The 23709-nt window shown below is 60.8% G+C and carries 19 protein-coding genes, 1 tRNA gene and 1 pseudogene; 7 read left to right on the top strand and 14 right to left on the bottom strand.

Features of this window, described 5'->3' with window-relative positions; translation table 11 throughout:
* Positions 1 to 46: 46 nt before the first annotated feature.
* The 11 genes from C4J88_RS14235 to C4J88_RS14185 form a co-directional block, all read right to left on the bottom strand.
* Positions 47 to 1369, bottom strand: a complete 1323-nt coding sequence (locus tag C4J88_RS14235) for an MFS transporter (protein WP_124407298.1) — start codon at positions 1367 to 1369, stop codon at positions 47 to 49.
* 20 nt (positions 1370 to 1389) lie between these two features.
* Positions 1390 to 2211 (bottom strand): aspartate/glutamate racemase family protein, encoded by an 822-nt coding sequence (locus tag C4J88_RS14230; RefSeq protein WP_124367175.1) that lies wholly within the window; start codon positions 2209 to 2211, stop codon positions 1390 to 1392.
* Between the two features lie 31 nt (positions 2212 to 2242).
* Positions 2243 to 2989, bottom strand: coding sequence for a hypothetical protein (locus C4J88_RS14225; RefSeq protein ID WP_256659026.1), 747 nt, complete (start codon positions 2987 to 2989; stop codon positions 2243 to 2245).
* Between the two features lie 208 nt (positions 2990 to 3197).
* Positions 3198 to 4856 carry a hydantoinase B/oxoprolinase family protein gene (locus C4J88_RS14220; RefSeq protein WP_124407296.1) on the bottom strand — a complete coding sequence of 553 codons (1659 nt, stop codon included), beginning with the start codon at positions 4854 to 4856 and terminating at the stop codon, positions 3198 to 3200.
* Between the two features lie 12 nt (positions 4857 to 4868).
* Positions 4869 to 6947: a hydantoinase/oxoprolinase family protein gene (locus C4J88_RS14215; protein ID WP_256659025.1), complete on the bottom strand. Its 2079-nt coding sequence runs from the start codon at positions 6945 to 6947 to the stop codon at positions 4869 to 4871.
* Between the two features lie 167 nt (positions 6948 to 7114).
* A complete protein-coding gene (locus C4J88_RS14210; protein ID WP_256659024.1) occupies positions 7115 to 9742 on the bottom strand; it encodes a LuxR C-terminal-related transcriptional regulator in 2628 nt (875 codons plus the stop codon).
* A 221-nt stretch (positions 9743 to 9963) separates the two neighbouring features.
* On the bottom strand, positions 9964 to 11223 hold the full coding sequence (locus C4J88_RS14205; RefSeq protein WP_124407294.1) for an FAD-binding oxidoreductase: 1260 nt from the start codon (positions 11221 to 11223) through the stop codon (positions 9964 to 9966).
* Between the two features lie 3 nt (positions 11224 to 11226).
* A complete protein-coding gene (locus C4J88_RS14200; RefSeq protein WP_124407293.1) occupies positions 11227 to 12798 on the bottom strand; it encodes an aldehyde dehydrogenase (NADP(+)) in 1572 nt (523 codons plus the stop codon).
* 146 nt (positions 12799 to 12944) lie between these two features.
* A complete protein-coding gene (locus C4J88_RS14195) occupies positions 12945 to 13892 on the bottom strand; it encodes a dihydrodipicolinate synthase family protein (protein WP_124407292.1) in 948 nt (315 codons plus the stop codon).
* Between the two features lie 37 nt (positions 13893 to 13929).
* Positions 13930 to 14856 carry a 4-hydroxyproline epimerase gene (locus C4J88_RS14190; RefSeq protein WP_124407291.1) on the bottom strand — a complete coding sequence of 309 codons (927 nt, stop codon included), beginning with the start codon at positions 14854 to 14856 and terminating at the stop codon, positions 13930 to 13932.
* Positions 14857 to 14867: 11 nt separating this feature from the next.
* Positions 14868 to 16493 carry an APC family permease gene (locus C4J88_RS14185; RefSeq protein WP_124407290.1) on the bottom strand — a complete coding sequence of 542 codons (1626 nt, stop codon included), beginning with the start codon at positions 16491 to 16493 and terminating at the stop codon, positions 14868 to 14870.
* A gap of 187 nt (positions 16494 to 16680) precedes the next feature.
* On the opposite strand from C4J88_RS14185, the gene C4J88_RS14180 reads away from it, so the two are divergent.
* Both C4J88_RS14180 and treS read left to right on the top strand, forming a co-directional pair.
* The gene (locus C4J88_RS14180) at positions 16681 to 17469 is read left to right on the top strand and encodes an AraC family transcriptional regulator (RefSeq protein ID WP_124408622.1); all 789 of its coding nucleotides are present in this window, start codon (positions 16681 to 16683) and stop codon (positions 17467 to 17469) included.
* A gap of 244 nt (positions 17470 to 17713) precedes the next feature.
* Entirely contained in the window at positions 17714 to 19777 is a 2064-nt protein-coding gene (gene treS / locus C4J88_RS14175) for a maltose alpha-D-glucosyltransferase (protein ID WP_124407289.1), read from the top strand.
* Between the two features lie 56 nt (positions 19778 to 19833).
* Here treS and C4J88_RS14170 read toward each other — a convergent pair whose 3' ends face one another.
* Entirely contained in the window at positions 19834 to 20208 is a 375-nt protein-coding gene (locus C4J88_RS14170; protein WP_372238020.1) for a hypothetical protein, read from the bottom strand.
* Positions 20209 to 20492: 284 nt separating this feature from the next.
* Between C4J88_RS14170 and C4J88_RS14165 the strand changes: the two genes are divergently transcribed.
* The 5 genes and pseudogenes from C4J88_RS14165 (at position 20493) to C4J88_RS14145 (ending at position 23135) form a co-directional block, all read left to right on the top strand.
* Complete coding sequence (locus C4J88_RS14165; RefSeq protein WP_124363001.1) at positions 20493 to 20951, top strand: Hsp20 family protein; 459 nt, start codon at positions 20493 to 20495, stop codon at positions 20949 to 20951.
* Between the two features lie 161 nt (positions 20952 to 21112).
* Positions 21113 to 21493, top strand: a pseudogene (locus C4J88_RS14160) (POTRA domain-containing protein); the annotation flags it as partial.
* Positions 21494 to 21580: 87 nt separating this feature from the next.
* Positions 21581 to 22018: a hypothetical protein gene (locus C4J88_RS14155; RefSeq protein ID WP_124407287.1), complete on the top strand. Its 438-nt coding sequence runs from the start codon at positions 21581 to 21583 to the stop codon at positions 22016 to 22018.
* Positions 22019 to 22192: 174 nt separating this feature from the next.
* Positions 22193 to 22501: a hypothetical protein gene (locus C4J88_RS14150; protein WP_177412909.1), complete on the top strand. Its 309-nt coding sequence runs from the start codon at positions 22193 to 22195 to the stop codon at positions 22499 to 22501.
* 172 nt (positions 22502 to 22673) lie between these two features.
* Positions 22674 to 23135 (top strand): hypothetical protein, encoded by a 462-nt coding sequence (locus C4J88_RS14145; protein ID WP_124407285.1) that lies wholly within the window; start codon positions 22674 to 22676, stop codon positions 23133 to 23135.
* 83 nt (positions 23136 to 23218) lie between these two features.
* On the opposite strand, the gene C4J88_RS14140 is transcribed toward C4J88_RS14145, so the two are convergent.
* Together C4J88_RS14140 and C4J88_RS14135 are read right to left on the bottom strand one after the other, a co-directional pair.
* Entirely contained in the window at positions 23219 to 23395 is a 177-nt protein-coding gene (locus tag C4J88_RS14140) for a DUF3606 domain-containing protein (protein ID WP_124367159.1), read from the bottom strand.
* Between the two features lie 185 nt (positions 23396 to 23580).
* A tRNA-Leu gene (locus C4J88_RS14135) sits at positions 23581 to 23667 on the bottom strand.
* Positions 23668 to 23709 lie beyond the last annotated feature (42 nt).

Genomic DNA, 23709 nt, shown 5'->3' with positions numbered 1-23709 from the left:
GCGCAGAGTCCTGCGACGCGTCGGATTCTGCGCTGAACAGGTGACTTCAACGTAATGCCTTGCCCTCGGTTTCGGGCATGAACGCGGTGAGAACCACCGTGACCACCAGGAACGCGTTGATGATCGTCGTCGTTTGGTTGAACGACGAACCGTATGCGATCAGCGCACCAATCAGCGAGGGCGCCAGTACGTTCGCCATACGTTGCGCGAAAATCGCCCAGCCATAGCCCACTGTGCGCAACGCTGTCGGGTACAGCTCACCGATCCACGCGCCCCATACGCCCCATGCCCCCAGGCTGAAGAATGCCAAGGCGAAGTTGCTCAGGTAGAGCATTTCCAGGCTGGTGGAATTGGCAAAACCGTAGCCGGCCAGCACGGAGGCGCTGATAAAACCCACGATGATTTTCTTGCGCCCGAAACGTCCTGTCAGGTACGACGCGGTCATGTAGCCGGGGATCATGCAGAGCGCCGACAGCGCAATGAAACCGTAGCTTTGCGGCAGGTTGAGGCCACGTTGTTGCAGCAACGTCGGGAGCCACGTCTGTAAGCCCCAGTAGCCCCAGGAGAAGGTGAAGTTGACGGTGATCTGCAGCAGGCTGATGCCGAGCAAGCCGCCCTTGAACAATTCCCGGTGCAGGCCCGAGGTACTGCGGTCAACCTGCAATACACATTCATCATCGAGCTTCACTGCGCCCCGGCTCAAGGCATTGATCGATGCCCGGGCATCCTGTTGTCGACCCACCGAGGCCAGCCAGTAAGGCGACTCCGGAACCCAGCGCTCGACCGCGATGGCCCAGAGCCCACCGAGCGAGCTCAAGATGATGATCGCTCGCCATCCTTGGGGCAGCAACCAGACCGTCGCGCCGAGGGCCAGCAGCATGCCGATGGGCCAGCCGGACGCGAGATACACGGTCAGTGCACCTCGGTGGCGTATCGGCAACAGCTCCTGGAAATGCGCAAAGGTCACCACCATCATCCCCACCGCTGCAACGCCCGACAGCAGGCGCAAGGCGTATAGCGTCGTGTAGTCTGGCGAAAATGCGCTGGCCAGCGAAACCACCCCATACGAGGCCAGGCTCCAGATAATTGCGCGTTTACGGCCAATGCGTTCAGCGAGCCTGCCCCACGCCAGCGCGCCGAGCAGCATGCCGATGAACATCGCGCCGATCAGGTTGCCTACGGCAAGCGCATCCAGGGAAAACTCTTCTGCAATCAGCGGCGCGGTGTAGACGATGATCATCATCTCCCAGGCTTCGATCGCAAATACCAGGAACAGGACAAGGCAGCATCGCAGATGCGTGCGTGTCAGGGGGACGTCTTTGAACACATCACCCACGTTGGGGGCGAGCGTCGACGGTATCTCACTCATGGTGACGATCCTCTTTAGTGTCAGGCTTCAACGCGGTTGCCGATGGGGGCAGGGCCCTGAAAGAGTCCGAACCGTGCGATTTCGGCTTCAGGCGGCGGTTCACAACTGCCCACCCGACTGGGCCGCCATCCAAACCGGCGCTTCATTCCTGCCATGGATTCCGCGACCTTGAAGGCAGCGACGACGGGGTCTATCACCGGTACGCCCACTTCCCGTTGTACCTGCTCGAAAAAACCGAACTCGATGGTGCAACCGAGGATGACGGCCTCGGCGCCGTCTTCCTGTACCGCGCGATGGGCTTGCTCGATAATCTTGCGTCGCGTCAGGGCAGGGTCACGCTGGAATTCATCCACACCCATGTCCAACGATCGCATTGACGCCAGTCGATTGCCTGCGCCGTAGCCGCTCACTCGCGTACGCATCTGTTCGATCCATTTGGTCCGGCCGACAATCACCGAAAACCGATTGGCCAGATGCTCCATGACTTGCAGGCTCGCCTGGCACGGCCCGACTACCAGGGTTTCACCTGATATTTCACGGGCATCTTCCAGTGCCGGATCGTAGAAGCAGCCCAGTACCAGCGCATCCACGCCCGACGGCTCGCAGTCACGGGCAATGCGCACGATGCGCTCATAGGTGAGTGCCTCATAGGCACGATATTCCAGGTGTGTCGGGCTGGGATTCATGTCAAACGACACCACCTCGATCCGCGTGGAGGGTTGTTTGATGCTATGCAGCAGTTGCGCAATGGGTGTGTCGAACGTCGAGCAGCCAATCGGGTTGAGCCAGCGTACGGTCACGGGTACGTCTTGCGCGGGGTTGTTCGAACTTGAATTGTCCATAGGGTATTCCTCTCTCGGTGGGCTGATGGCACTAGAAAAACTTCACCAGAGCCATGGTCAAACTATTGGAATAGGGCAGGTTATCGCTGTGGTAGTAGTCAAAATTCAGGTTGGCGGACAGGTAGAACTTCTGTTTGCTGAAACCTGTGTAGGTCATCGCCGGACCGATCTTGCCTTGCCGGGACTCCTTGAAGTCCGATGCCGAGCGGTTGTTGATGTGGTAGGCGTGATGCACCCCGAGCCAGAGGTCGTCCGTCACCGCATACCCGGCGGCGATATTGGCCAGCCAGTAACTGACGCCACCGCGCAGTTGGCTCGGGTTGCCGTCGCCTAGGTCGGTGGCGTGTCGATTGCGTGCCGCGTAGTGGATGCCGGCGGGGGTGACCGTGGCGGCAAAGCGGCCCATGCGAACGTAGAAGGGTAGGCTGAAGCTGGCGCCGTAACGGTTGGCAAAAGCGCCATAACCCGTTCCTTGATCATTGCCGTTGGGAAACTCAAGGGAGAGCGTCGGATTGACCCAGAAGGTGGTGTAGTCATCCGAACCATAAGCGCTGGTGGGCTCAAGCACGTTGTAGTAATAAGCCAGGCCCAGGTTCGGTGATGCGACGCTCCATGGATCATCGTTGCGGGTGCCATTGGTGCTGGTATAGCCCGTATCGGCGCCCACCCAGAATTGCAATTGGTCACGCTGCGTTCCCGTAACGCCGGTTTCCGAAAAGTACGCCAGAACGGTATTGCTGCCGGCGCGAACGTCGCCTTTTGCGGTGCGGTTGAACACTGGAAACGATTCCAGGGCCCACGTCCCGGGTAAGCCTGGTTGAGCAAATCCAATGAACTGATCGCCCCGAGCTGCTGGGCTGATTGCTAAAACCAAGGCAAGGGTAGGCCCTACCCATAAACGCGATGAGTATTGCGGTTTCATAGTGCTGCTCTCTTTTTTGTTGTTGTTCTTGAGGTCTGTGCGGGAGGTCAGTCTCTCCCAGGGATCAAGTCACCAGGCCGTACACCTGCCGCGCCGTGGCGGCGTCGACATAGCCGTTTTTAAGGTCGTCGCGTACGGCGTCCGGATCACGTTGGCTGGCAGGGCCGTATCCACCACCGGCTCCAGTGCGCACTCTGACCAGGTCCCCGGCGCTCAGGGCGATACCACTGGCCATGCAATAGCGTTCGCTGTCGCCGTTGGTACGGACGACTTCGACGTAATTGGGCGTGCCTTCGGCCCCCTGTTCCAGGCCCCAGGGCGGAATGACCGAGCGCGTATAGCCGCAAGTCAGGAAGCTGCCGTCGGCACGAATGCGGTAGTCAATGCACACACCGCGCCCGCCGCGAAACTGCCCATGCCCGCCGGGTTCATCATTGAGTGTCATACGTTCGACATACAGCCCGTAGCGGGCCTCACAGACTTCAACTGGGCAGTTGTAAGTTTCGCCATGTAATCCGGAGTAAACAGCGTTATTGCCGTCGCGCCCTGGTTCGGCGCCCCACCCGCCGATTTCCGGTTCGACAAGGGTGAACGTGCGGCCGGAGTCCGGGTGCACGCCGCCAATGATCGTGGCGCACACCGAGGCAAAGTTTCCGGCGGGCAGCCGGTCGGGGAAGTGTTGCGCCAGGCAACACAGGATCAAGTCATGCACGCGAATCAGGTTTTCGAAATAGAAGCCTTCAGCGGCAGGCGGCAATGCGTCGAACAGCGACCCGGGGCGGGTCAATACCCGGAGCGGGCGAAACGTGCCGCCATTGGTGATGCCTTGCGGGGCGGTCAACGCCTTGAAGGCCATCTGTGCCGCGACCACAGTACCGTCACGGCTGAGGTTGGTCGGGCCCAGGCATTGGTCGGGATTATCCCGAAGGTCAATCACCAATTCGGTGTTGCGTATATCGATACGCACCTTGAACAGACTGCCGTCGTCTTGCAGTTCTTCCAGGTTCAATTGCCCGGCGGGCAACGCGGCAAGGGCTCTGAGCGAAACTTTTTCGCCAAGGTCCATGAAGTCTTGCATGGCCAGTAGAAACAGCGCGCTGCCGTACTTGTTCACCAACTCCCGCAATCGCGTGGCCCCGCCGCGCACCGCAGCCACTCCCGCCCATAGGTCGCCTTCCATGAAGTCCGGCATTCGCGTGTTGGCGTGCAGGATCTGCAACACCGAGCGAATCGGTTGCCCTCGGCTGATCAATTTGACCGATGCCAGGCGCAAGCCCTCCTGGAAAATATCCGTGGCATCCGTGGACAGTGATCCGGGGACTCGGCCGCCGACATCATTCCAGTGCGCGATGTTGGCGGTCCAGGCGACCAGTTGACCGTCTGCGAACACAGGCATCGCCAGCACCACATCATTGAGGTGGGTGACCGCGCCGTCATGTGGGTCGTTGCTGATGAAAACGTCACCATCTTCGATGTCTTGAGGCAAAGGGTGATGCAGCAGGATTTTCTTGACTGCTTTGTCCAGCACACCGACAAACGCCGGGATACCCGCGCCGGAGCTGGCGATTTCGCCCTGGGCGTCGGTAATCCCGGTGCCCATGTCCAACACTTCGTAGATCACCGGGCTCATTGCGGCTTTGCGCATGACGGTGAACATTTCGTCCGCGATCGCCTGGAGTGAGTTTTGAATGATGTCGCGAGTGAAAATATCGAGACTACTCATGGCAGTGCTCCCTTAGCCGTTGATCATGATGTGCAGGTTGCCGAGGCGGTCTACGTGCACGCGGTTGCCGGGGTGAACCACTACGGTGGTGCCCGCGTCCTCGACGATGGCCGGCCCGAAAAATGTCATCAGGGGTTCGAGCAGGCTGTAGTCGTAAAGGCTGGCCTCATGAATGCCTTCCTGGGCGTAATCCACCAGGCGCTGGCCTTTGCAGGCTTCGCTGACCCGGCGGCCGGTAATCGGCAGTGCATGGGGCGTCAACTTGTCAATCTGGCCAACGGCGACGATGTGAAAACCGATGATTTCCAAAGGTGCCTGCAGACGATAGGTGTAGTGCTGTTCGTAAAGGTCATGGAAGCGTTGCTCGATCGCCGCCCAATCGATGTGCAGGGACTCAAGCGAGTTGAGGGGGACCTCGACGGAATGTTCCTGGTTCTGATAGCGCAGCTTGCACAGAACCTGGAGTTCGACCTGTTGCGGATGGATCGCTTCAGTGACGAACTGCTCGCGGGCGCGGCCTGTCAGCTCATCGAGGAACTGCTGTGTCTGCGCAAGACTGCCGTCTTGTGTGGTATCCACGAAGCGGTTGATAAACAGGTCCCGCCGCAGGTCCGAGAGCGTCATGCCCCAGGCGGAGAAGACCGACGCGCTGCGTGGAACGATCACTTTCTCCACGCCCAGTTCTTGCGCAAGCGCGACAGCGTGCATGGCACCGCCGCCGCCGAACGCCATCAGCGTCAATTCTCGTGGGTCATGTCCACGGCTCAAGGACACGAGCTTCAAGGCGTTGACCATATTATCGTTGGCCAGGCGCACGATGCCCCGGGCCACTTCAGCGGTCGGCAGTTGCAAGCGTTGCCCAAGGTCATTCAGGCCGCGGGTTACAGCCGGCAGGTCGGCAACTATGCTGCCGCCACAAAAGTAATCCGGGTTGATGCGCCCGAGCACCAGGTTGGCGTCGGTGGTGGTGATCATGGTGCCACCGTTGCCATAAGCGGCCGGGCCCGGTACGGCGCCTGCAGACAGGGGGCCGACGTGCAGCTTGTCGAAATCGTCGACCCAGGCAATTGAACCGCCACCGTTGCCGATCTCGACCAGGTCGACCACTGGCACCATGATGGGATAGCCCGCATTGATTCGATTGCGCTCGATCCAGTAGTCGGTTTTTATCGATACCTGGCCGTTGCGAATCAACGCACATTTAGCGGTAGTGCCGCCAATATCGAGGCCCAATATATTGGGCTCGTCGATTAATTTTCCCAGTTCGGCCGCAGCCCAAAAACCACTTGCAGGGCCCGACTCGACCATGGTGATCGGCGTTTCCCGTGCATGCTCCACGCTATCGACGCCGCAGTTGGACTGCATGATGTACAAGGGTGCTTTATATCCGCCCTCGCGCAATCCGTCGGCGAGGTCATCGAGATAACGCGCAGCGATAGGTTGTATGTACGCACAGAGCGCGGTGGTACTTGAGCGCTCATATTCCCGCCATTCGCGGGTGATCTGATGGGACGCTACGACCGATACGGTCGGCCAAAGCCTGCGGACTTCGCGCAACAGTGCCTGCTCATGCGCCGGGTTGGCGTAAGCGTGCAGCAGGCAGATCGCAATGGCTTGCACCTTGTCGGCACGAAACGCTTCAAGGATTTCAGGCAGTTGCGAGAGGTCGAGCGGCTCGCGTTCCCGGCCCGAGGTGCCGAGGCGGCCGGCAACCTCGCGACGCAAATAGCGCGGCACGAAAGGCGCCGGCTTGACCCATTTGAGGTTGAAATAGTCGGGGCGATTGGCCCGGGCGATCTCCAGTACGTCACGGAAACCCTGGGTCGTGATCAGGGCTGTCTTGACACCCCGGCGCTCGGTGAGGGCATTGATGACAACCGTGGTGCCGTGTGCCAGGAAATCCACGGTGTCGAGGTCGACGTTGGCTTTGCGAATCACGTTGAGCACCCCGTCGGCGAAGTTCGGCGCGGTGGTATCGACCTTGGCGGTGCGGATTGTCTGTTCGCCAGTGATCGAATCGCTTTCGAAATACACAAGGTCAGTAAAGGTTCCACCGACATCGGTGGCCACACGCACTGTTTTGCCGTTCATACCCATAGGGAACCTCCTGTTGTCTTTATTGTTTTTGCAGCCAGGAGAACGCCTCTCGCTGGTGTTGATAAAAGACTAGGGGCGCGGCTGGGGAGACGGCTACACGGGTGGCGGGTAGGGCGTGATGAACAGGGCAGGTCGACTACCCGTCCGGGTAGGTTGGTGGGTCAATCAAGTGCGGCAACGAGGCCCAGGCGCAACGCTGCAGCCACAGCCGCTGTGCGGCTTTCTACATTGAGCTTGGTGAATACGTGTTTGAGATGGAACTTCACGGTGTTCTCGGAAATAGCCATGGCCTGGGCGATCGCCTTGTTCGATTGCCCTTCGGCAAGCAGGATCAGAATCCGGGTTTCCTTGGCGCTGAATGAGGAGCGTGGGCGAATAGGGTGCGCGCGCCATCCCCTTATGCGTGTGATAACTGCCTGCTGGTTGGCGCGGGTGGTGGGGCTCGCTTCCAGTGCAGTGAGTAAGCATGGGCCGGCCTCCAGCAGCAGCCCTGGCAACACATACGCTGGAATGGACGCCAGGACCGCATCCTGGCTGACGGCGTGGCCCTTTGCGTAGCCTGCGAGGGTCAGTAGTTGCAGGCGCCAGGCGGGCAATTGCAAGCCTTTGTCCTGCAGAGCCTTGGCCCCGGCTCGTAAACCATTGAGCGCGACGCCGGATGCGCCTGTCGCGAAGTTAAGCCTGGCCAACGCCAGCGTGGCGGCCTCCTGGTTGCGCCAGTCGTCCGGGCTCGCTGCCGCCTTTTCCAATTGGGCCGCCAGCGCCTCTTGGCGCGCCTGGGTCAATGAACCACTCTGTACCAGCGCATCGACTCGCCAGGTACGCACCAACCGGGCCAGGCGTTGCCAGTTGCGCGAGGCCGCCAGTTGACTGGCGTGCTCAAGCTCCAGCAAGGCCGGTTGCAAGCCCAGGTTTCTCAACGCTATACGCCATGCTACTTCCGCAGTGACGGCTGCGATATCCAGCCAGCCATCCGTGTGCTCCAGCGACACCCAGCCATCGCGAAACCAGGGCGTTGCCTCGGTCCATAAGCCCTGCCAGTACAGATGCTGTGCCTTGAGGCAGCCCACTAGCGCTCGTACAGAACTTTCGCTGCCGAACTCTCTGTCGGCCATTGCCAACGTTTCATCGACCGTCCTGGCTGACACACGCACATCGCCCGCGATGGCCAGCACCTGTGCTTCATGCACCCTGCAATAGTGTTCGCCGCGCAAGCTGGCGACCAGGCGCATCTTCAGGTGCGCCGCGCGGATGGTCTCCAACGCCTGCGGCAACTGCCCCTCCACTAACGCTTGCAGCGCGTGCACACAGGCGAGCGTGGCCTGTGCCAGCGAGCCGTCGCCTACGATGTCTGTGCAGGGATGGCGCTCAAATTGATCCACGTAGGCGTTGGCCAGTGTCTGGATTACGTGAAAGTCGCGTGCCAGGCGCGGAGCGTCCTTGATCCGACGTTGGGCTTCATCAAGCCATTGAGCAGCGAGGGCGTAGTCGCCGAGTTTGGCGTGCAAGTAGGCCTGGAGCAGGAGCAGATCGGGTTCTGTCCTGCGGGTATGTTCTTCGAACAAGTGCAGCAGGCTTTGGGCGTAGCGAATGCCGTGGTACAGCACCACCTCCCAGCCCCCTGCACGCACCAGCAAGTCGACCGCCAGCCGCGTGTCGCATGCGCCCAATGCGTGGGCGATTGCAGCTGCCCAGTGTCGTTCTTCAGCGAACCATTGCGCCGCCGCATAATGGATAGTGCGCGCCGCCTCGGCATCGATGCTTTGCTTGAGAAAGTCCCGCAGCAGGCGATGGTGACGAAACCACTGGCGCTTGGCGTCCAGTGGCACGAGGAGGGCGTCCAGATGGGCCATCTGCATCAATAACCGTGCGCTGTCACTGCGCCCGCGCACAGCGTTGGCCAGTTCGGCATTGAAGCGTTCCAGCAGTGCCATGTCACGCAGGAGGTCCTGACATTCAGGCGACAGTCGTTGTACCACTTGCCCTGTCAGGTAGTCGGTCATGTCGGTAATGCGCCCGTTAAAATCCGCCAGGCCATACATGGATGTATCACCCTCGGCGCGCCACAGACGGGCCAGTTGCACAGCCACCGGCCACCCTTCGGTTATTTCATGAACATGTTGAAGTTCGCGAGGCGCAACCTCGGCTCCCAGGATTTCGCCGGTCTCGGCCATTGTGAGTTTCAGTGCCTGGGCGGACACCTCATGCACCCAGCCATGGGCCTTCCACTGTGCCAAGGGCCAATCCGGACGTATCCGCGCGGACACTACCCATTCCAGCCAAGGTGCGGCCTGTTCGAGCAGGGCCTGCACAAGGGGGTCAAGATCACGATTTGCAGCGGCGTGATAGTCATCGACAAACAATGTGATCTGGCGGTTCGCCCTGGCCAGTGCGTGAAGCAGGGCGGTCAGCGTGCGCTTGGGCTGTGCATCCAGTGACTGGTTGTGCGCCAGGCGTGGCAAGTGACCCAGATCGAACCCGGCGCGGTCCAGGGTAAGGATCAGATAAGACAGGAAACGATTAGGGTCCGCGTCGGCTTCGTCCAATGACAACCAGGCTACGGATGCCGGTGGAGTGCTCGCCAGCAACGCTTGTCGCCATTGCATCAAGAGTGTCGTCTTGCCGTATCCGGCCGGTGCGACCACCAACACCAACGTGCCTTTGGTGCGCATACGCAAAGTGTCGAGTAAGGCTGTGCGTGGCAAGGTTGTCAGTAACGTCAGGGGCGGCGTCAGTTTGCCCACCCAGCACCAGGCGCTGATCGAGTCGTTAGAGGACGGGGTTTTCACGGCGTTGTTCTCGTGGAGAGGGGCCCGCCTATGGTTTTATCAGCAACGTTTCCAGCGCACGGGTTGAATTATTGCTTGATGTTTAAACGTGCCGTTTAGGGGGCCAACGCCAGAGCGCGTGTGACCCTCATCTGCCCGCTAAGCCTTGTTTTTAAGCTGCAGCGGAGACTTCAACGGGGCTGTGTAGGGATTCTCCTGGTTTTTCGTAAGTTGCTGCCGTATCAAAATCGCCCGAGGCGATAGGGCGCAATAAAGGCTGTGTCGGGCTGTTCCACCTCAGATGCTGCCAACCGCCCAACCAGCTCTGCCGTCACCGCCGCCTGGGTCAACCCCAAATGCTGATGACCGAACGCAAGCAACACCTTGCCATCGCACACCCGATCAATGATCGGCAATGAGTCGGGCAGCGACGGCCGGAAACCCATCCATGGCGTGGCTTCGTCGGCATTCAAGGGCTGGCGGAACAGCCCGTTGGCCAAGCGATGCAACTGCCACGCCCGCTGCATGTTCGCCGGGCGTTGCAGGCCGGCGAATTCGACGGTGCCGGCCAGGCGCAGGCCGCCGGGCATGGGGGTCATGATGAATTTGCGCTCCAGCGAGGTGACGGCGAAGGGCAGGCGCGCGTGTTCGTGGGGCAGCATCAGGTGATAGCCGCGCTCGGTGTCCAGCGGCACGCGTTTGCCGGTGAGTGCGGCGGTCAGCGCCGCCGAGTGGGCGCCGCAGGCGATCAGGACCTGGCGCGCCGTGACTGGGCCTTGGTCGGTGAACAGTGACACGCCGCTGCCGTCCACGCGGGCGTCCAGCACGCGCTGCTGCAGGAAGTCCACGCCCAGGGCCTTGGCCGCGTCGACCAGGGCGCCAACCACCGTGTAGGGGTCGAGAAAATGCCCCGTACCGGGGAAAAACAGACCGCCCTGTATCGCCTCGCTCAACTGCGGCGCCGCCGCGTGCACCGCTTCAGCCGACCAGAACGCCACCGGCACGCCTTGCGCCATCATGCGTTGCTGCAAGGCATCCAGCGCTGCGCGAGATTCGGCGCGCTCATACACCAGCAGCGAACCGTCTTCGCGTAATAACTGAGGTTGCCCGATGGACTGCAACAAGCGCTGCCACGCGCCGAGGCTGGCTTCGTTCAATACACGAATGCCGGCCACGCTGCGCCGGTAGGGCGCCGGCCGCAGGTTCAGCAGCAAGCGGATAAACCAGGGCAGGGCGCGGGGCAGGTAGGTCCAGTCCAGACGCAGCGGGCCCATGGGGTCCAGCAGCATGGCCGGCAGGCGCTTGAGGATTGACAGGTCGGCGATGGGAAACACCTGCTCGGTCGCCAGGTGCCCGGCATTGCCATAGGAGGCGCCCAGCCCGGGCGCCTGCGCGTCGATCACCCGCACCTGGCGTCCTTGTCGTGCCAATTGCACGGCACAGGCGAGGCCGATGATGCCGGCGCCGACCACGACGATATCCGCTGAGTTGGGCGTGGCCATCGTCTACGCCTCTCTCTGGCCGTCGAGCAAGCGGCGCAACCGCAACGGGTTGCCCTGCTGCAGTGCGGCGGGCAGCAAAGCGTCCGGGAAGTCCTGGTAGCACACCGGGCGCAGGAACCGCAGGATCGCCGCCGTACCCACCGAGGTGCTGCGCGCATCCGAGGTGGCCGGAAACGGCCCGCCATGCACCATGGCGTCGCACACTTCCACGCCTGTCGGCCAGCCGTTGACCAGCAGGCGACCGGCCTTGCGCTCCAACACCGGCAACAACGCCCGTGCCTGTGGCAGGTCAGGTTCATCCAGATGCAGGGTGGCGGTGAGTTGGCCTTCCAGGCGTTCGGATAGCTGGCGCACCTGCTCGGCATCGCGGCATTCCACCACCAGCGAGGCCGCGCCGAAGACTTCGGCTTGCAAGTGTGGATTGCTCAGGAATGCCTCGGCCTGGGTCACGAACAACTGGGCCTGGCACTGGTTCGGTCCGCTCGCCGCTAAGCCCTGTGCGGCGGTTCGTGCATGCTGGGTCAGACTGGCTACGCCGCGTTCGTAGGCGTGGAAAATGCCGGGGGTGAGCATGGTCTGCGCCGGGCAGCGCTGGAGCGCGTCGCTGGCGCTGTGGATGAAGCGCTCCAGGGCGGCGCCCCGCACGGCGATCACCAGGCCTGGGTTGGTGCAGAACTGGCCGGCGCCCTGGGTCAGTGAGGCGACAAACGCTTCGGCCAGCGCCGCGCCCCGGGCTTGCAGCGCGGCTGGAAACAGGTACACCGGGTTGATCGAACTCATTTCCGCATACACCGGGATCGGCTCGGGGCGTGCCTGGGCGACCCGGCACAAGGCGATGCCGCCGCTGCGCGAACCGGTAAAGCCCACCGCCTTGATACGCGGGTCGGTCACCAGCGCGGTACCCACCTCATGCCCGGCGTCGTAGAGCAGTGAAAACACCCCGTGTGGCAAGTCGCAGTGTTGCACCGCCTGGGCGATGGCGCGGCCCACCAGCTCACTGGTGCCAGGGTGGGCCGGGTGGACCTTGACGATCACCGGGCAACCGGCAGCGAGCGCCGACGCGGTATCGCCGCCGGCCACCGAGAAAGCCAGGGGAAAGTTGCTGGCGCCAAACACCGCCACTGGGCCCAGGGGAATGTGGCGTTGGCGCAGGTCTGCGCGGGGCAGGGGCTGGCGCTCGGGTTGCGCGGGGTCCACCCGCACGTCGAGCCATTCGCCCAGGCGCACGGTGCGGGCAAAGGTGCGCAACTGCCCGCAGGTGCGGCCGCGTTCGCCCAGGATTCGGGCACGGGGCAGGCCGGTTTCGGCGATGGCGCGGTCGATCAGGGCATCGCCCAGGGCTTCGATGTTGTCGGCGATGGTCTCGAGAAACGTGGCACGGGCGGCCAGGGAAGTTTCGCGGTAAGCGTCAGCAGCGGACCACGCCAGCGCGCAAGCCTGTTCGACATGCTGGCTGTCGCCACCGGCATAGGCGGGCTCCAGGGGCGTGTCGGTGGCGGGGTCAATGGCCCGGATCGCGTCGCGCGTGCCGGAAAGGAATTGCTGACCGATCAGCATGTTGCCCGTCAGAGTCATGGGGTCATCCTGTAGAACACAAAGAGTAAGTAGGCGCGAGACATTTGTGGCGAGCAAGCTTGCTTGCGCTGGGGTGCGCAGCGCCCCCCAATAAAGGCCGGAGGCTGCTATGCAGCCAACGGGAGCAAGCTCCCTCGCCACACGGATCAGTCAACGTTCTGCTCGGTCGACCAGTTGGCGTACCACTGGCGGAACAGCGCGAACTGCTGCTCGGCATACCGGCGTTGAGCATCGCTGAGCACGTCGGTCTCGTTGAAGTGCAGGGCATAGCCCTGGTCACCGTTGAGCACCATCAAGTGCTTGTAATACAGCACCAGGTCGCAGCCTTCGTCGAAAGACGACAGCACCGCCAGCGCCGCTTCCAGCTCCCGCGCCTGGCGACGGGCCTTGGCATCGCCCTTGGCGGCCTTTTTGCTCAGTGCCACCAGTTGCAGCACTTCCCGTGGCAATGCATTGCCGATGCCGGTGATCGCGCCGGTGGCGTTGCAATTGACGAAGCCGTGCACCACCTGGGTATCGACGCCCACCATCAGGGTCACGTTATCGTCCTGGGAAGTGATGTTTTCCGCTGCGTAGCGCAGGTCAGCAGCGCCGCCGAATTCCTTGAAACCGATCAGGTTCGGGTGCTCGCGGCGCAGTTCGAAGAACAGCTCGGCGCGGGTGGCGAAACCGTAATACGGGCTGTTGTAGATCACCGCCGGCAGGTTCGGCGCTGCGTTGAGAATCGCCGCGAAGTGAGCCTTTTGTGCGGTGGCGGAAGCGCCACGGGACAGCACGCGCGGAATCACCATCAAGCCATGCGCGCCGACCTTGGCGGCATGCGCGGCGTGGGCCACGGCCTCGCGGCTGTTGACCGCACCGGTGCCGACGATGGTCGGTACGCCGGCGGCCACCAGGCGCGCCACGCCTTCCTGGCGCTCGGCTTCGGTGAGCAGCGGCCAGTCGCCCATGGAGCCGCAATACACCACGGCGCTCATGCCGATATCGATCAGCTCGCGACCCTTGGCCACCAGGGCATCGAAGTCGGGTGTGCGCGCCGGGGTGCAGGGCGTCATCAGGGCGGGCATGCAGCCGGTGAAGATGTTGTCGCTCATAGTGCTGACTCCTTGGTACTCGAGTAGGAAGAGGGGCTCAGATGCCCCAGGCAAAAGGGTCTTGCTCGTCGATCAGCAAGGTGCTGTCGGCGGTCATGTGGGCGCGGCCGGTGATGAACGGGCGTATGCGTTCGCCGTCCCATTCATAGCGGGCCTGGAACTGGCTGCCGGTGATGCTGGCCTGAACCCACGGCTCGCCGGGGCCGAGTGTGCCGTCGGCGGCCAGGCAGGCGAGCTTCGCGCTGGTGCCGGTGCCGCAAGGCGAGCGGTCATAGGCCTTGCCGGGGCACATCACAAAGTTGCAGCTGTCGGCATGGGCGTCATCGGCGAACAGTTCGATGTGGTCGATCAGCGCGCCGTCTGCGCCATGGATACCCTGGGCTTCCAGGGCCTTGAGCATGGCCCAGGTGTAGTCGGTGAGGGCGTCGACGTTGCCCATCTGCAACGCCTGGCCGTGGTCGGACACCAGGAAGAACCAGTTGCCGCCCCAGGCAATGTCCCCTACCACCGCGCCATGGCCGGGCACGTCCACCGCGACGTGCCGGCGATAGCGATAGGCGGGCACGTTGCGCAGAGTCACCGTGCCGTCCTCGTGCAGCGTAGCCGCCACCGGGCCAACCGGGGTGTCGAGGGTGTGTACGCCTGGCTCGATCAGCCCCAGGTAGTGCAGCGAGGCAACCAGGCCGATGGTGCCGTGGCCGCACATGCCGAGGTAGCCGGCGTTGTTGAAAAAGATCACGCCGCAGGTGGCGCCTGGGGTGACCGGCGCGCAATACAGCGCACCCACCAACACGTCGTTGCCGCGCGGTTCCAGCAGACAGGCGCGGCGCCATTGGTCGTGGTGAGTGCGCAGGTCGTCGAGTTGCTCGGCGACAGTGGCCCCCGCCAGCGCCGGGAAGCCGTTCATGATCAGGCGCGTAGGTTCGCCGCCGGTGTGGGAGTCGATGACGTGCAGGCGTTTCATGCAAGGCTCCATCAGTGAGTGGCTGCAGAGAGGGGTGAGCTGTAGCGATCGTCACTGACGGCTTCGCTTTCATCGTCTTCGCTTTCCAGGCGCACCAGGTGGGCCGGTACGCCGGTGGCGGCGCCCCAGTAGTAAATGCCCAGGGCGCAGACCGCTACGACAACGGTGTCGAACGGGTGGCTGATAAGGCCGATGCCGCCGAAACTGCCGAGCTTGGAGAGCAGGATAGTCACCGCATAGAAACCGATCAGCCAGGCCGACGAGCGCACCTGTTGCTTGAGGTTCAGGTGCGCGGTGGGCACCCAGCGTGCACACAGCAGGTACACCACGAACATCAGGATCTGCAGGCCGAGCAACCACGACACCGTGCTCCAGCCCGACCAGTACACGATCAGCGCGGCGATGATGAACGACAGCGGGCCCAATACCGCCATGCCCTTGACCCGGAACGGGCGCGCCAACTGCGGTGCATTGCGGCGCAACGCGGCAACGGTGACCGGGGCTACGGCGTAACTCAGGATCAGCGCGGCGGAGACCACGTTGATCAGCGCCTCCCAGGACGGGAAGGGCAGGGTCCAGAACACCGACAGGCCGAAGGTCAGCCACAGGGCCGGGCGCGGGATGCCGGATTTTTCATCGATGCGGGTGAAAATATTGAAAAACGTGCCGGTCTGCGCCCAGCCATACACCACGCGCGGGGTGGCGTTCATGTAGATATTGCCGCAGCCGCTGGGGGAGATCACTGCATCGGCCACCACCAGGTAAGCCAGCCAGCCCACGCCGAGCGCCAGGGCGATGTCGCGGTAGGGCAGCGCCAATTCCTTGCTGATCCCGGCCCAGCCGTTGGCAAGCATCTCGGTGGGCACGCCACCCAGGAACGCGGTTTGCAGCAGCACGTAGATTGCCGTCGACAGCAGTACCGAAAGGATCAATGCAATCGGAATCGTACGTTGCGGGTTCTTCACTTCACTGGCCACCGAAATGATCGGCGTCAGCCCCAGGTAAGCGAAGATCACCCCGCCGGCCGACACCGCCATCTCGATGCCCGACAGCCCGAACGGCGCAAAGCCCTGCACCTGGAAATTCGCCGGCTTGAAAAAGGTGAACAACACGCCGATCACCAGCAGCGGCACGATGAACTTGAACACGCTCACCAGGTTATTGGCGATGGCGAAGGTCTTCACGCTGCGGTAGTTGAGGACGAAGAACAGGCACAGTAAGGCGAATTGCACCAGCCAGCCGAGGGTGGTCGGGTCGCTGGAGCCGGCCTTGGTCAGCTCGGGAAACCACGCCCCAGCGTATTGGCGCGAGGCGACCACCTCGATCGCCACCAGGCTGGAAAACGCGATCAGCGTGATAAACCCCATCAGGTAACCCAACAGCGGGCCATGGGAATACACCGGGTAACGCACCACGCCACCGGCACGGGGCAGGGCGGCGCCGAGTTCGCAGTAGACAATGCCCAGCAGCAGCACGGCGAAGCCGCCGATGAGCCAGGAAATAATCCCGGCGGGACCGGCGATTGCAGACACATGACTGGCGGCGAATAACCAACCCGAACCGAAGATGGCACCCAACCCGATAAAGGTGAGGTCCATCAATGACAGCTGTTTCTTGAACTTGCCTTGGCCTGACATAGCGGCGCCTTCTTGTGAGTTATTGGATAGGCATGCAGGGGCCCTATCGTGAGCCCGATAAACCCACGGCGATTGATGTTTTTTGTGGGGATGGATGACGAATTCAGCACAATCGCCGGCGCTCGACAGCGTGCCGGGCATGGGGCACTCTGCTCGGCGTCGGGGTCAGAAACGGGCGATGAATGTCATGGTGCAGAACGTGCTTGCGAGTCTCTTGCAGGGCAGCCGCCCCCACAGCATCGAGCAACTGCTGACGGGTGCCGCGCAGCTGTTGCCATTGCTGGACGTGATCCCCAACGCGGCGATTTTCATCAAGGACATCGACGCCCGCTACGTGCTCGCCAACCGCACCCTGGTGCAGCGCTGCGGCCTGCGGCAGCTGCAACCGCTGCTGGGCAAGACCAGCGCCGAAGTGTTCCCCGCGCAACTGGGGCCTGGCTATACCGAGCAGGACCGACGGGTGCTGCAACAGGGGTTCGTCCTGCAAGACCAGCTTGAGCTGCACCTGTACGGCAGCCGCGAACCCGGCTGGTGCCTCACGCACAAATGGCCGCTGTATAGCGATAGCGGCACCATCATCGGCCTGGCCGGTATCTCGGTCGACCTGCAATCGGCCAGCGAAACCCACCCGGCCTACCAGCGCCTGGCGGCAGTGGACGCGCATATCCGCGCGCACTTCAACCGCCGTGTCACCCTCGGCGAGCTGACGCGCATTGCGGGCATTTCCGTGGCTCAGCTGGAGCGCTACTGCAAGCGCGTGTTCCACCTCACGCCCCGGCAGATGATCCAGAAGGTGCGGCTGGAGCATGCCCACCGATTGCTGCATACCACGCTGCCAATCACCGACGTGGCGTTGCAGTGCGGGTACACCGACCACAGCGCGTTTACCCGGCAGTTCAAGGCCTCGACGGGGTTCACGCCGAGGCAGTACCGCCAGGCGGCGCATCCAGTGTGGGAGGGGGCTTGCTCCCGATGACGATCGTTCCCACGCTCCCGCGTGGGGATGCAGCCCGTGACGCTCTGCGTCACCTATGCGCAGTCGCTCCCAGGTGCAGCGGTCGGCGGGACGCGGAGCGTCCCAGGAGGCATTCCCACGCAGAGCGTGGGGACGATCAGCAAGCCCCCTCCCACAGTTGAATCTGCATCTCAATGCAACGAATCGCCCCGCGCGTCGCTCCTATGCGTACGAGTAACCTTTCACGACCACAGGTATCAGGCTTATGACGGCGGCGGACAACGATCATGTGAATTGGCTGGTGCAAGGCTCCATGCTGCACGCGGCGCGCCAGCGGGCCAAACTCTATTCGGGGCAGGGGCGGATGTGGCAGCAGCCCTTTGCGCAAACCCGGCCGCGTGATGCGTCGGCCCTGTCCTCGGTGTGGTTCACGGCGTATCCGGCATCGATCGTGACCCGCGAAGACGGCACGGTGCTGGAAGCGCTGGGCGACGAAACCCTGTGGCATGTGCTGTCGAAGATCGGCATCCAGGGCATTCACAACGGGCCGCTGAAGAAATCCGGCGGTTTGTCCGGTACCGAACATACGCCGACCATCGACGGCAATTTCGACCGCATCAGCTTCGACATCGACCCGCAACTGGGCACCGAGGCGCAGTTGCAGGCGCTGACACGCATGGCCGCCGCGCACAACGCGGTGATCATCGACGACGTGATCCCCTCGCACACTGGCAAGGGCGCGGATTTTCGCCTGGCGGAAATGGCCTATGAAGACTACCCCGGCCTGTATCACATGGTCGAAATCCGCGAAGAAGACTGGCCGTTGCTGCCGGACGTCGCCGAGGGCCGCGACGCGCAGAACCTAAGCCCACCGCAGGTGGATGCGCTGCGCGACAAGCACTACATCGTCGGCCAATTGCAGCGGGTGATCTTCTTCGAGCCCGGCGTCAAGGAAACCGACTGGAGCGCCACGCCGGTGGTGCTGGGCGTCGACGGCAAACCGCGGCGCTGGGTGTACCTGCATTACTTCAAGGAAGGGCAGCCGTCGCTGAACTGGCTCGATCCCTCCTTCGCCGCCCAACAGATGATCATCGGCGACGCGCTGCACGCCATCGACGTGATGGGCGCGAAGATCCTGCGCCTGGACGCCAACGGCTTCCTCGGCGTGGAACGCAAGCTCGACGGCAGCGCTTGGTCGGAGAGCCATCCGCTGTCGATCACCGGCAACCAGTTACTCGGCGGGGCGATCCGCAAGGCCGGCGGTTTCAGTTTCCAGGAACTCAACCTCACCGTGGACGACATCGCTTCCATGTCCCATGGCGGAGCCGACCTGTCCTATGACTTCATCACCCGTCCGGCCTACCAGCACGCGTTGCTGATGGGCGACACTGAATTCCTGCGCCTGATGCTGCGCCAGATGCACAGCCTCGGCATCGACCCTGGCTCGCTGATCCACGCGCTGCAAAACCACGATGAACTGACCCTGGAGCTGGTGCACTTCTGGACGTTGCATGCCCATGACAGCTTTATGTTCCAAGGCCAGACGTTCCCCGGCAACATCCTGCGCGAGCATATCCGCGAGCAGATGTACGAACGCCTGACCGGTGAACACGCGCCGTATAACCTCAAATTCGTCACCAACGGCGTGTCCTGCACCACCGCCAGCATCATTACCGCCGCCCTCGGCATTCGTGACCTGGAGGCCATCACCGCAGCCGATATCCAGCAGATTCGCCAGATCCATTTGCTGCTGGTGATGTACAACGCCATGCAGCCTGGGGTGTTTGCGCTATCGGGTTGGGACCTGGTGGGCGCGCTGCCGTTGGCCGCCGAAGAAGTCGCGCACCTGATGGCCGATGGCGATACGCGCTGGATTCATCGTGGCGCCTACGACCTGGTCGACCTCAACCCCGACGCCGAGCTGTCGGCCGGACAGATGCCGCGTTCCAGAAGCCTGTATGGCAGCTTGAACAGCCAGTTGCAGGACCCGGACTCATTCGCCTCGCAACTGCAGAAAATCCTCGGCGTGCGCCGCGCCTACGACATCGCCGCCAGTCGCCAGATCCTGATCCCGGATGTGGAGCACCCAGGCCTGCTGATCATGGTTCACGAATTGCCGGCGGGTAAGGGCACGCAGATCACCGCGCTGAACTTCGGCGCCACGCCGATCACCGAATCCCTGCACCTGCCCAACATCGCACCGGGGCCGGTGGTGGACATCATCAATGAGCGTGTGGAAGGGGACCTGACGGAAGAGGGGACGTTCACGATTACGCTGGATGCGTATGAAGGGCTGGCGTTGCGCGTGGTGAGCAGTACGCCGATGTAAGGCTGGCAGGTCGGGCTGAACGGCGCTTAACGTCGTTCAGCCCGGGCAGCGTCAGATCAACGGTGCTTATTCTTGTGTTTATGCTTGTTGCCGTTGTGCTTGCGGCCGTCGGAGCGATGGCTGCTCTCGTCATCTGCCAGGTTGTTGCCCACCGCGCCACCGGCGGCGCCGCCCAGGCCTGCGCCGATGGTCGAACCGGTACTGCCGCCCAGGTGGTTACCGATAACCGAACCCCCTGCAGCCCCGACCCCGCCGCCAAGCGCTGCTTCCGTGCGATTGCCTTTCTGCGCGCCCACCGCACCGCCGGCTGCGCCACCTACACCGGCGCCGATGGCCGCGCCGGTCGAACCACCGAGCTGCTGGCCCACCACATTGCCCAGCACGCCGCCGACACCGCCGCCCAGGGCGGCTGTGCCATCCCCGGCGGCCATGGCGCCGTGGGAAATCAGGATGCCCAATGCGAGGGCAGGGAGAGTCATTTTCATTTTTTTATACCTCAAGGGCTGTCTCAGGCGCTCACGGGTTAAAGCACGCCTGGGCTTAAGATTAGAGCACAAGCGGTGACGTCGCAGTTCTCGCGATAGAGGTATCCACCAGATAAAAATTTTTTTTCAGCCCCCTTGAATTCTTTCTGCGCGTCCATAAATTTTTGATCACGCGATGCCGAAGACGGGTCGCGTACTAAATCACTTGGAGAAACTCAGGAGATTTTAAAATGGCTACTACCCTTTCGTTGGCCCCACTGTTCCGTCAATCGGTGGGCTTTGACCGCTTCAATGACCTGTTCGAGTCGGCGCTGCGTAGCGAGGCTCCGAATTCCTATCCACCTCATAACGTGGAAAAGCACGGTGATGACGCCTACCGGATTGTCATCGCAGTGGCTGGCCTGACCGAGGAGGATCTGGATATCCAGGTCGAACGAGGCGTTCTGACGGTTTCCGGCGGAAAACGCGAAACCGACGAGAAGGTCGCTTACCTGCACCAGGGCATCGCCCAACGTGCGTTCCGGCTGTCGTTCCGCCTGGCGGACCACATCGAAGTGCGTGGCGCATCCCTGAACAACGGCTTGCTGAGCATCGACCTGCTGCGCGAGGTGCCTGAAGAGGCCAAGCCCAAACGCATCACGATTGGTAGCGAGGCAAAGCCTGAGTTGCGTCAGGTCAGTTTGCAGTAACGCAATTGGCGGTAAAAAGGCGCTCTACGGAGCGCCTTTTTTGTGTGAATCGCGCAGGGCTGCCCAGCGAAACAAATTTCTACATTTAATTGACGCCATCAAAATGCCACTTTAAGATCCGCGCCCGTTGGTGGCATTGAGCCACATAGAAGGATCTAGACATGTGGCGTTTGATACGTCTGGGCGGCCTGTCCGTTATCGTTTGCTTGAGCACCACCGGGTGGGTGCAAGCCGCCACGGCGCAGAACACGCCGGGCATCACCGACCTGATTCGCGACCGCCAAGACCGTTTGCTCGAACAGCAGCAACGGCGCATCGACGAACTCAAAGACCTGCCGGGCAAGTCCGCTGCGACAGCAGCACCGGCCACCCCCGTCGACACCCGCTGCTTCCCGATCAGAACCATCGAGCTGGGCGGTGCCGAAGCGCTGACCGAGGCTGAGCGCACGCGTCTGATCAAACCCTACATCGGCCAATGCCTCGGTGTGCCGCAGCTCAACGAAGTGTTGAAGGTGATCACCGACCGGTACCTCGCCAAAGGATATGGGTACAAAGGTCTTGAGGTGATTATTAATCCAGCAACTAATAAAATTGTTACCTTTAGGCCGGCGAAAAATAGGGAGTAAAATATGATTGACTTATTTGATAAGGGTAATAAGTTTTCACTCAGAGTGAAAGCATACGAATTCCCTAGTGCGCGGGATGAGCTGGATGCTAATTGGTTGGTTATTAGTATAGACGTAGAGCATAAGGGTGGGGAGGCATGGAAAGCATGTGGGCCCTATCTGCGCACTAATGAGTTATTAAGGCTGTTGGAGTGGTTGAGAAATTTAGAAGCTGGAGTCTTGCCTTCAAAAATTGTGTTCACGGAAGGGGAGTTGGCATTTTCGTATTCGGATGATATGCAGCTTGCAGTGATACTTGGCTTCAATCTTCACCCTAAAGGCGCAGCGTATGATTATTCAAGTGATAGAGAGTTTTCAGTGTGTTTCAAGGTTGATGATAAAGGCTTGGTTAATTTGATTCGCTCTGTTGAAAAAGCCATAAGAGAGTTTCCTGAGCGCTAAGCTGTGGCTCGAACTGGTTTGAAACCGAAAAAAACTGACAGGTTTATTTTATTAAGTTCCGGACTTTCAGAATTTTTAATCACAAAACTGCCCGCCTATTACTAGTGATTACTGACTCAAGGCAATTTGGTGAACACATTTCCTGGAAAGACTTTATAAATTATGTATTGCTTAATGATGTGGGATAAAGATCTAGCAGCCACTGGGCAAGAGGGTTGTCTTGATAAAATTGAAATCCCTTTAAGTGCTGCGAGTTTTTTCTTCACGCTGGATAGCAAGCAGTTTCCAATGCTTTCCAGCTTGAGTTTTGATGACTACGATATGTTTTCTGGTTCGCAGATTGACTCACTTGTAGACGAATTATTGGCAGTCGCCAGCTTAAATCCACAGATTTCCGAAGTAGTCAAATTAGCGTTGGGATTTATACGTAAAGTAAAACTTCTAGGACAAAGTGTTCTATTTGACCCGTTCAGGATGAATTAATTGAGTATTCAGGTGGAGGTGCTTGTAGGGCCGCGATTTTGATTATTGAGAATGAAGTGATTCTATTCATTCAGTGCCTCGGAGGGGCATGGGAATAGACTAAAACGGTTGTCTTTTTTTGTCTTGGTTCTTTGTAAGACAAATATCTCAGCGTGGACAGGAGATTGCGCAGTTGTTCGACTTAATTAAAAATTTTCACATCGGTGCTACCCTTCTAGGCGGTCTAGGTGCCGCAGCAATGTTGATTGCCATACGCGACCCCAAGACCCCCAAATGGATGGATGTGGCGGCATCGATACTATTGCTCGTATGGGCAGCACTTTTTCTGGGGATGGTTCAAAGCATATTTGGACTCTTGCCAGACTCGACCGCCGAAGAAAGGGATCTTCGAAATCAATATCAGGTCGTGCTGTATTTGATCCCTTTTTTCAGTGCAGGCCTTGCAACCAACCTGTTGTCCAATGTCATCCTTAGCCAGCGGGATTATACCGGCACGATGTCGTTTCATGAGGCTGCTAAAAAGACCCTCTGGGCGATCTGGTTTAGCTGTCTAGTGGTTAGCGTGGTTGGGCTGGTTCTGTACGTCTTTATTAAGAAAATCAGAAGCCCACAAGGTTTTTCTTCGTTGACGTAGAGAGCATTCTCACGGCTATCTGGTCAATGATTGAAGCCGCAACAGGTGCGGCTTCAATTGATGCAGCAGGGGCGTCACCACTCTCACTTGCCGAGTTTTTTACGCACGTCCTCGACCATTGGACCAACAGCTTTCACTGCCTCCTTGAGCTGTTGCTCAGTCACGCCAAACTCTTTCGTCCAATGTTTCAACTCCCAGGCTTCGGAGGTGTTCACTCGAGCACGGTCTTGCGGGCCACGGTTTTTCAGATCGTCAGACATGTTCAGCTCCATGCGGGTTGGCCTGGAAATGTCCAGGCGTCTCCTGATAGAACCTTGGGATGCGTGCGTAGTTCGGTTGATTTTTGGTAGGAGTCAATTGATCGGCAGAACGCCGGAGAAGGGTAATTGCGCAGCAGAAAAGATAAGGACCTGCCCAGGTTTCCCCGGCAAGCCCTTGATATCTATGGTGCCCGAACCCGGAATCGAACCGGGACGCCCTTACGAGCGGGGGATTTTAAGTCCCATGCGTCTACCAGTTTCGCCATTCGGGCGGTAGCGCGGTGCAGCAGGGTTGCGAATATATAGATCCAGCG

The organism is Pseudomonas sp. R4-39-08 (assembly GCF_003852275.1).
Lineage (GTDB): Bacteria > Pseudomonadota > Gammaproteobacteria > Pseudomonadales > Pseudomonadaceae > Aquipseudomonas.
Note: the sequence above shows the minus strand (reverse complement) of the source record. Positions and strands in the feature narration are given on the sequence as shown.